This window comes from Vibrio sp. 10N.261.54.A5, assembly GCF_041471145.1.
Classification (GTDB): Bacteria; Pseudomonadota; Gammaproteobacteria; order Enterobacterales; family Vibrionaceae; genus Vibrio; species Vibrio crassostreae_C.
Genome location: NZ_JBFRNU010000076.1, coordinates 6,440 through 15,759 on the forward strand (window position 1 = coordinate 6,440; position 9,320 = coordinate 15,759).

The window sequence follows — 9,320 nt, forward strand, 5'->3', positions numbered from 1 at the left end:
AAAGCAAAAGCAAAAGCAACAGTAATCGCTCTACCACTGTATTCGCTAAAACAGTAAGAATCGCTAAAACAACAAGAATGGATATAACAATAATGAATCAGCCACTCATTTCACCACAACAACTTCAACAACGTTTGCTAGCAGAAGACAATATCATCATCCTCGACGCCAGCATCGAGTTTCAAATTCCAAGCGAGTCAGAAAAGATCAAAGGACAAATGATTCCTGGTGCTATTCGTTTTGACTACGACAAAGACTTTTGTAACAAGCACACTCTGCTTCCTCACATGTTTCCGAGCGAAAAACACTTCAACACTCGCGCAAAAGAAATTGGCATCAATCAAGACAGTACGATTGTGGTTTACGATAACTCCGGAACCTTCGCTTCTCCTCGTGCGTGGTGGATGTTTATGGCAATGGGACACAACGACGTATTCATCTTAGATGGCGGTTTGCCAGCTTGGATCGAAGCCGGTTACACGACCGAGACTGACTATCGCACCGAAGTAAAAGCGGGCAATTTTGAAGGCCATATTCAAGACAACTACTTTGTCAGTGCTCAGCAGATTGAAGGTTACTCAACTGACAAGAGCGCAAACATTGTAGATGCTCGTTCTCAAGCTCGTTTCGATTCAGAAGTTCCTGAACCACGTGAAGGCTTGCGTAGTGGCCATATACCGAATTCTATTTGCCTACCATTTGCCCAAGTACTCAAAAACGGCAAGTTAAAGTCCCAAGAAGAGCTTATTGATATCTTTTCAACGCTAGAATTAACGCCTTCTCAACCTATGTTCTTTAGCTGTGGCTCTGGCGTAACAGCTTGCATCATATTATTAGCCGCTAAACTCGCTGGCTATAACGGTGAAATGGGTGTTTACGATGGTTCATGGACGGAATGGGGTGCTAACGACAAACTCCCTATCGCCGTGACTAAAAAGTAATTCAACTTCGCTTAATGCAACTATTAGAATATACTGCGCATGCATAAAGAGCTTACTGATAATGATGGCCCCACGTCTCATGAAGTAAGCCTCTATGTCGCAGTCAACGCTATGTTCATTTGAGACCAAGACTCGATTCACGCCGTTTGATTTGTAACCCACATCAACTTGCTAACCATAATTCGTGATTAATCATAAACTAATCGTTATCGACGTTATGAATACTAATTTTTCACTCAAGAATCTCTGCTCGTAGTCGTTACACTATTTAATCATTAATACTTTCATCATTGATGTTTGTATTTTTCGTTGCATGAATCGCGCTGACAACCCAATAGTTTGTCACTTGCAGTCTGTTAAAAGTAGTAACCAACAAAGGCATCTCATGGCTCTATTTAAGCAAAATATCTGGTCGCTGTACGCGTTTGTCGTACTACTGACCCTGATACTTTTCGCCGCGTTGGGAATAACAAACTGGAAAGCAAACAGAGACGACTTCATAGAGCAGCAACACATTCAGGTTGAGCTTTTTTCTAGCTCCGTCAACTCGCTGCTGACCAGTCAAGAAGCCTTGTTAGAAGTGGTTGGCCATCAACTGGCTCAACAGTCTGATTTCACACGTACTGCATCTATCCAGATTAGGCCAATATTAGACAAGCTACTTGAGACCCACCCTGCGATAGCAGCGTTTGGCTTGTTGAACACCGACGGTGATTACCTCTCGATTAGCTCAAATCTCGAACTTGCGAATCAAAGGAACTTGCTGCAATACGCGCCAACCAGAGGCTCCTTCCTAGACGCCCTATCAAGCAGTAGCATGGTGCTTGGCCGTACCTATTTTCAAGATTCGTTGAATAGCTTAGTCATCCCGCTGAGAAAATCCATTTCAATCGATGGCAAGAAAACCGATGCAGTAATGACCGCAGGGCTACGATTAGACGCAACGATCGTATTTGAAAATAATGCTCACGCCGGAAGTTTCAATACACTAAGCCTGATCAGAAAAGACAGCTATCGCCAGTTTTATTCAAGTGATATTGAATCTGAGAGTGCCTATTCCTCTCCAGTCGGCAAAGATGTCATACAGCGTATTGCAAGTATCTTTACCGACCACTTCGGAATTAGCGTACAAGAAGCGATGAATGGGCAAGAAACCTATTCTTTTGTCGTCGACGATGAAGAGTACCACTCTTTGATGAGCGCGAAATACATCCCAAACTACAAATTATGGGTGGTAGGACGTACGGATCTAACTCACGTCGATAGTATATTCATACAAGAGTTCAGCATTCTTTTCGTTGCCTTTATTTTTCTTCAGTTTGGTTTCTACTTTTTGGTTAAGTCGATTGCCAAGAATGAACAACGGACTCGTAGCCAACTCATTTATCAGGCGAACCATGACCCTTTAACCTCTCTGCCAAACCGTTTGTACATGCGTAGAAACATTGGTAAATGGATTGACGATGAGTCAGAGCCGTTTTCGCTGTTGTTTATCGATATCGATAACTTTAAATGCGTCAATGACACCCACGGGCATGACTTTGGAGATAAGGTTCTCAAACAGATCGCTTTGCGTTTGATGAGGTTCCGATCTCGCCTCAGCCTATTGGTACGTGAATCCAGTGATGAGTTTTTGTTCTTGACGCCCTTGTCGAATGAAGCTGAAATTAAACGACTCGCCAAGCGCATTATTGAAGTGCTTTCTCAACCTTATGAAGTTGAAAGCGCTCAGTTTTTGTTAGGTTGCAGCATCGGCGTAGCGCGTTTCCCAGAACACGGAAAAGATCTGGATAGCCTGTTACGTTCTGCCGATATTTCAATGTACAAAGCGAAACAGCAGCAAAACTCGTACAGTATTTTCACAACGGAAATGCAAGATGCTCATCTCTACAAAATGAAAGTAGAACAAAGGCTACGCATCGCTATCGAGAAACAAACGCTGTTCATGGTTTTCCAACCGCTGGTTCGTGCAAATGAAAGTATTCATGGTGTAGAAGCACTCGTGCGCTGGATTGATGAGGAATTGGGTTTTGTTCCGCCAGATGTCTTTATACCGATAGCAGAGAACACGGGTTTAATGCAAAAACTGGGGACTTTTATTATTGAGTCCAGCATTATGCAGATCGCCCACTTGCACCGAACAACAGAACAAAAGATCGGGCTGTCGATCAACATATCAGTGCGTCAGTTTTCTCATCAATCCTTCTCTGAGCACTTGTTCGCGACACTAGAAAAGTATCAACTCTCTCCTAGCTGTGTAACGCTAGAAATTACCGAGAGCTTGTTCATTGAAGATGTGACTTTGGTGAAACCGACTTTTGAAGCCCTCAAAGAGAAGAATATAAAGATCTCTTTAGATGATTTCGGGACAGGTTATTCATCACTAAGTATGTTGAAAGCACTGCCTATCGATGAACTTAAAATCGATAAGAGCTTTATTGAGAACATTGCTGTCGATCAGCAGTCACTCACCATGGTGCAAAACATCATCGCAATCGGTAAGAACTTCGGCATGGTGGTATTAGCAGAAGGCGTAGAATCAAACGAACACTTCGCAATTCTAAAGGCATGTGGATGTGACTTAATGCAAGGCTATTACTTCTCTCGCCCTATTCCTTATGATGAGCTGGCTACTCACCTAAACAAGAAAGTGACCGAGCACGCGGAATGTTCTGTTTAAGAACGTGAGTTAAATAGACGAGCTAAATAAGGTAGGCGGCTAAACACCTACCTTATTTTCTAGGTATTTTCTGTTCAGTTATTTATTCATTTCACTTTTTATTCATTTCACTATGCATAACATCGATCAACTGCCCGGAAGGATCTCCTGATAATTCCCAAGTAAAAATGCCGCCTAGGTCTGATTTCTTCGCCCATTCTGCCTTTGCTTTAATAGAACGCTGATCTTCAAAAGATATGAATACTTTTTTATCTGGGTTCCACAAATAAGGTGCTTGAGCTTGCTCATCATACTTATACTCATAACCTTGTTTACTACTGTAGTTATTCATAAGATCCCAAAACATGAAGTAACCGTTTTCACCGGTACCAAACTGCGCCCCTTGTTCAGAAACTAGGTCACCTTTAGGCAGCTCTCCAGCAAAGTCTTTTGTCCCTTGCCAACCTCGACCATAAAAAGCCGCCCCGATCACGAGCTTCTCGCTAGGAATACCTTGCTCTATCATCTGATTAATGAAGACATCAGCTCCCATTCCCCACCAACTACGCTCGGTGGCATGTAAGTTTGTTGTGTGACCTGTTTGAGTTCCCCAGCCTCCGAGGAAGTCATACGTCATCGCAAACATGTTCGTCAAATATGGGCTAGCTGCGTTCCAATCAATTTGAGCTGCCTTAGCACCAACACCGACAGCCGTTGAAAGCTCGTAATCTCTTTGAGTCGTCTTTGATAGAGCGTCCAAATCACTTCTGATTGTTTTTACTAAAAGTGTGAAAGCTTCACGCTCTTGCGCTTTCTGCTCATCCGTTAGTTTCGTCTCTGGGTTCCAAGGGGAAGTGGTCAAGCCGCCGCCTCCTGGGTATTCCCAATCAAGATCAATACCATCAAAGAAGTCATATTTTTGAATCAACTCAACAGCAGTTTTTGAAAAATGCGCAATGGCTTTAGGATCTTTCGCCATCGCATGGAAAGGTTCAGACATTGTCCACCCTCCAAATGAGGGCAAAATTTTGATATTTTGATTGTCGGCCTTCAGTTGAGCTAACTGGGCAAAGTGACCTTTATAGGCGACATCAACACCCACGTCTCCGAAATCGACTTCTAACGCAGCTTCTTTATCCACAATAATCGCGGTATATGGTTGTTTGTCTGCACATTGCTGCTGAATTTGTTTTTGGACGGGCTCACCAGCACCGCTATGAGGACCACACATGCTCAAGAAGGCGTAAATAATATGTGAGAGCTTGTCTGCAGGTATGTCGTCAACGGTATAAGGGTTGTCTTTATTCAGATATTGCCAATCCGCAAAATACCCTGCGACGACTTTATCATCGGCATGTACTGTAGGTGTGAGCATACAAGCCGTGGCTAACGAGCTAAGCCCAAAGATAGAAATAGATTTAAAGATAGAACTTGATTGGTCACTGTTGCTAGAAATAGCGTGTGTGATAAATGACAGTTTCATAATTATCTCCTTTAGTGTGGCTTAACATTAAAGAGTGATAATTCTTTCAACCGCTGAACAAATTCACTATTCGAGTCATGTCTAATAGTTATCCCCCTTATTGCACTGGTTTCATCAGGGGAATTTCCATGATTACTCAAATAGTGAATTCAACGAAGCTTAAGTATCTTACGATTCACTGCTGTTTGGTTTATTCACGCTAAGTTGTTCGTCCAAGTTAAGTACCGTCAAAGCATTACTTACGCTGGTCGCTATCACATCGACCACACCGGTTCTTAGTGCGCCTAATAGAGCTAATGGCTTACTGTTCTCCGCTGCAATGGCAATGACTTCCGCTATTGGGCGGAATTCTTCCAAGGCCAAACCAATCACACGGTCACTCATTACTGTGTTTGCTGTTTTACCGTGAACATCGAAAAAGTCATAACCCGCAAAGTCACCGACGACTCCTTGCAATAAACGAGATTGAACGACCTCACCTGCGGTAAACCAACCTAAGTCGACCATATAGCTGTTTTCACTCATATCACCGATACCGACTAATGCAACATCGGCTTTTCGAGCGAGATCGAGTGTCTGCTTAACGGTGCTGTTTTCCATAAATGCGGTTTTTTGCGCTTTATTCTCGGCATAAGCCGGCGCGTATAAGGTTTCAGAAGATCCACCGTACTTTTTGGCTAGCTGCCTGCATATATGGTCGGCATTAAACATACCGCCTCTTGGGTGAATACCGCCGATACCACACACGAATTTACAGTCTCGTGGCGTAATTACGCCAGTGTGGTGAGCAACAGACGATACGTTTCGCCCTTGCCCTACTGTCACCACCATACCGTTTTTCAGTGTACTGGTAAGATAGTTAGACACTAAACCGGCTACTTGGAGTCGTTGCTTCTCTTCATTCGGTTGGTCTAGTGCCACAAGCGCACGCTTTACACCAAATCGTTCGATCAAACGTTGCTCGATCTTCGCACTAAAGACAGGGTGGTATTTCACGGTGATCTCAACAATGCCCTCATCTCGGGCTTGCTTGAGCATTCGACCAACCTTTGCACGGGAGATAGAGTACTTTTTAGATATCTCTTCTTGCGTGGCACCATCTTGATAATAAGCAACCGCGACTTCAGTGAGGAGATCAGTGTTTTCTTCGGAAACATCTTGGATATTCTTACTCATATACCACTCAACCAATATTTAACAATTATTTTACCTGCTTGAAGAACAAATGTTCGATGCTTAAGCAAGTGATACACAAGTTTACACCCCGAACATATGTAACAGCAAGGTACATTTGCTCATTGTCATAACCATGGTTTTGTTGTTGATTAATTCACCTCACTTTGCTCGTTAAACGTTTGCTTGCATACCCCATGATTACTAGAGTGAAATATATTTGACTGAAGTCACCATACAGCACTATTTACCGTTGACTTTGGGGCTAGATCGGATAAATATGGCTACATCATTTACTCATCGAGCGATCAAATGTTCTGTGCAAATGTTCGTTCGGAGAAAAATTTAAATTAATGTAAGTTTGGCTCACTGGTACAACCATTGAGAACTTCATTAGTTAGCTTGCAAATGCCCACACCTCTCCCATTAATGAGGTGTTATGCGATACATAGGATGATCAAAATGAGCAATAAATTAGAGCAACTTCGTAAACTAACAACTGTTGTAGCTGACACTGGCGATATCGAAGCTATCAGCAAGTACACTCCTGAAGATGCAACAACTAACCCATCTCTAATTCTTAAAGCTGCTCAAATTGCTGAGTACGCTCCTCTAATCGATGCTTCTATCGAATACGCAAAAGCGCAAAGCGGTGATAAAGCACAGCAAGTTCAAGATACTTGCGACATGCTTAACGTGAACATCGGTAAAGAAATCCTAAAAGTTGTACCTGGCCGTATCTCTACTGAAGTAGATGCTCGTCTTTCTTACGACATGGAAGGCAGCGTTGCTAAAGCTCGTCAACTTATCAAAATGTACAACGACGCTGGCATCACTAATGACCGCATCCTTATCAAACTGGCTTCTACTTGGGAAGGCATCCGTGCTGCTGAAATCCTAGAGAAAGAAGGCATCAACTGTAACCTAACGCTTCTATTCTCTTTCGCTCAAGCTCGCGCTTGTGCTGAAGCTGGCGTATTCCTAATCTCTCCTTTCGTTGGTCGCATCATGGACTGGTACAAAGCGAAAGAAGGTCGTGATTTCGAAGCTTCAGAAGATCCAGGCGTAATCTCTGTTTCAGATATCTACAACTACTACAAAGACCACGGCTACAAAACTGTTGTTATGGGCGCAAGCTTCCGTAACATCGGCGAGATCCTTGAACTTGCTGGTTGTGACCGTCTAACTATCGCTCCTCAACTTCTAGCAGACCTAGAAGCAGCAGAAGGCGAAGTATTAGAGAAGCTTATCGACTCTAACGGTACTAAAGAGCGTCCAGCAGCGATGACTCACGCTGAGTTCCTATGGGACCACAACCAAGATGCAATGGCTGTTGAGAAACTGGCTGAAGGCATCCGCAACTTCGCCGTTGACCAAGGCAAACTAGAAGACATGATCGCAGCTAAGCTGTAATCACTCTTACCAAATTCAAATAGGGGAACGTTCAGTTCCCCTACTTTTATCAATTTTGTTTTTCTTAATTTTTATTCGGAAGTTCTTATGAATCGCAAACATCTAGCTAACGCTATTCGTGCTCTAAGCATGGACGGCGTACAACAAGCAAACTCTGGTCACCCAGGCGCACCTATGGGTATGGCAGACATCGCTGAAGTACTTTGGCGCTCTCACCTAAACCATAACCCAGCAAACCCAGAGTGGGCTGACCGCGACCGTTTTATCCTGTCTAACGGCCACGGCTCAATGCTGATTTACTCTCTGCTTCACCTAGCAGGTTACGAGCTTTCAATTGAAGATCTTAAAAACTTCCGTCAACTGCATTCTAAGACTCCAGGTCACCCAGAGTACGGCTACGCACCAGGCATCGAAACAACGACTGGTCCTCTAGGTCAAGGCATCACTAACGCTGTTGGTATGGCAATGGCTGAGAAAGCGCTTGCAGCACAGTTCAACAAAGAAGGCCACGACATCGTAGACCACTACACTTATGCATTCATGGGTGATGGCTGTCTGATGGAAGGTATTTCTCACGAAGCATGTTCTCTAGCAGGTACGCTTGGTCTTGGTAAGCTGGTTGCTTTCTGGGATGACAACGGTATCTCTATCGATGGCGAAGTTGAAGGTTGGTTCTCTGACGATACACCTAAGCGTTTCGAAGCTTACGGCTGGCACGTAATCCCAGCGGTAGATGGTCACGATTCTGACGCTATCAACGCAGCGATTGAAGCGGCTAAAGCGGATCCTCGTCCGACTCTAATCTGTACTAAAACAGTAATCGGCTTTGGTTCTCCAAACAAAGCAGGTACGCACGACTGTCACGGTGCACCATTAGGCGCTGACGAAATCGCAGCAACTCGTAAGCAACTAGGTTGGGAGCACGGTCCTTTTGAAATTCCGTCGGAAGTTTACTCAGAGTGGGATGCGAAAGAAGCAGGCGCAGCTAAGGAAGCAGCGTGGAACGAGAAACTTGCAGCTTATGAAGCAGCATACCCTGAGCTGGCAGCTGAATTCAAACGCCGCGTAAACGGTGATCTTCCTGCTGAATGGGAAGAGAAAGCATCGGCAATCATCGCTGATCTTCAAGCTAACCCAGCAAACATCGCATCACGTAAAGCATCTCAAAATGCTCTAGAAGCGTTCGGTGCTATGCTACCTGAATTCATGGGCGGCTCTGCTGACCTTGCGCCTTCTAACCTGACTATGTGGTCTGGTTCTAAGTCTCTTGAAGCAAATGACTTCTCTGGTAACTACATCCACTACGGTGTACGTGAATTCGGTATGACGGCTATTATGAACGGTATCGCTCTGCACGGTGGTTTCGTACCATACGGCGCAACGTTCCTAATGTTCATGGAATACGCTCGTAACGCTATGCGTATGGCTGCTCTGATGAAAACTCAGAACATCCAAGTTTACACGCACGATTCTATCGGCCTAGGCGAAGATGGTCCTACTCACCAACCAGTTGAGCAGATCGCTTCTCTACGTCTGACTCCAAACATGAGCACATGGCGTCCATGTGACCAAGTTGAGTCTGCTGTTGCTTGGAAACTGGCAATCGAGCGTAAAGATGGTCCTTCTGCACTTATCTTCTCTCGTCAAAACC

Annotated in this window: 6 protein-coding genes; 4 read left to right on the forward strand and 2 right to left on the reverse strand. The window is 44.2% G+C overall.

What is annotated here, in order from left to right; all coding sequences use genetic code 11:
- Window positions 1-92 precede the first annotated feature (92 nt).
- Both AB4329_RS20830 and AB4329_RS20835 read left to right on the forward strand, forming a co-directional pair.
- A complete protein-coding gene (locus AB4329_RS20830; protein WP_372139207.1) occupies window positions 93-941 on the forward strand; it encodes a sulfurtransferase in 849 nt (282 codons plus the stop codon).
- Window positions 942-1,326: 385 nt separating this feature from the next.
- A complete protein-coding gene (locus AB4329_RS20835; RefSeq protein WP_102333910.1) occupies window positions 1,327-3,621 on the forward strand; it encodes a bifunctional diguanylate cyclase/phosphodiesterase in 2,295 nt (764 codons plus the stop codon).
- A 91-nt stretch (window positions 3,622-3,712) separates the two neighbouring features.
- Here AB4329_RS20835 and AB4329_RS20840 read toward each other — a convergent pair whose 3' ends face one another.
- Window positions 3,713-5,083: a glycoside hydrolase family 18 protein gene (locus AB4329_RS20840; RefSeq protein WP_372139202.1), complete on the reverse strand. Its 1,371-nt coding sequence runs from the start codon at window positions 5,081-5,083 to the stop codon at window positions 3,713-3,715.
- 168 nt (window positions 5,084-5,251) lie between these two features.
- On the reverse strand, window positions 5,252-6,259 hold the full coding sequence (locus AB4329_RS20845; protein WP_017061711.1) for a sugar-binding transcriptional regulator: 1,008 nt from the start codon (window positions 6,257-6,259) through the stop codon (window positions 5,252-5,254).
- A gap of 459 nt (window positions 6,260-6,718) precedes the next feature.
- Here AB4329_RS20845 and tal point away from each other — a divergent pair, with 459 nt between their 5' ends.
- Both tal and tkt read left to right on the forward strand, forming a co-directional pair.
- Window positions 6,719-7,669, forward strand: a complete 951-nt coding sequence (gene tal, locus AB4329_RS20850) for a transaldolase (protein ID WP_017071458.1) — start codon at window positions 6,719-6,721, stop codon at window positions 7,667-7,669.
- An 87-nt stretch (window positions 7,670-7,756) separates the two neighbouring features.
- Window positions 7,757-9,320 (forward strand): transketolase (gene tkt, locus AB4329_RS20855; protein ID WP_372139203.1); only part of this gene is annotated, 1,564 nt, incomplete at its 3' end.

What these genes read in the sequence shown, in the direction of transcription:
- AB4329_RS20845 (WP_017061711.1), bottom strand. Translation starts at nt 6,259, where the DNA reads ATGAGTAAGAATATCCAAGATGTTTCCGAAGAAAACACTGATCTCCTC.
- AB4329_RS20835 (WP_102333910.1), top strand. Translation starts at nt 1,327, where the DNA reads ATGGCTCTATTTAAGCAAAATATCTGGTCGCTGTACGCGTTTGTCGTA.
- AB4329_RS20830 (WP_372139207.1), top strand. Translation starts at nt 93, where the DNA reads ATGAATCAGCCACTCATTTCACCACAACAACTTCAACAACGTTTGCTA.
- AB4329_RS20840 (WP_372139202.1), bottom strand. Translation starts at nt 5,083, where the DNA reads ATGAAACTGTCATTTATCACACACGCTATTTCTAGCAACAGTGACCAA.
- tal (WP_017071458.1), top strand. Translation starts at nt 6,719, where the DNA reads ATGAGCAATAAATTAGAGCAACTTCGTAAACTAACAACTGTTGTAGCT.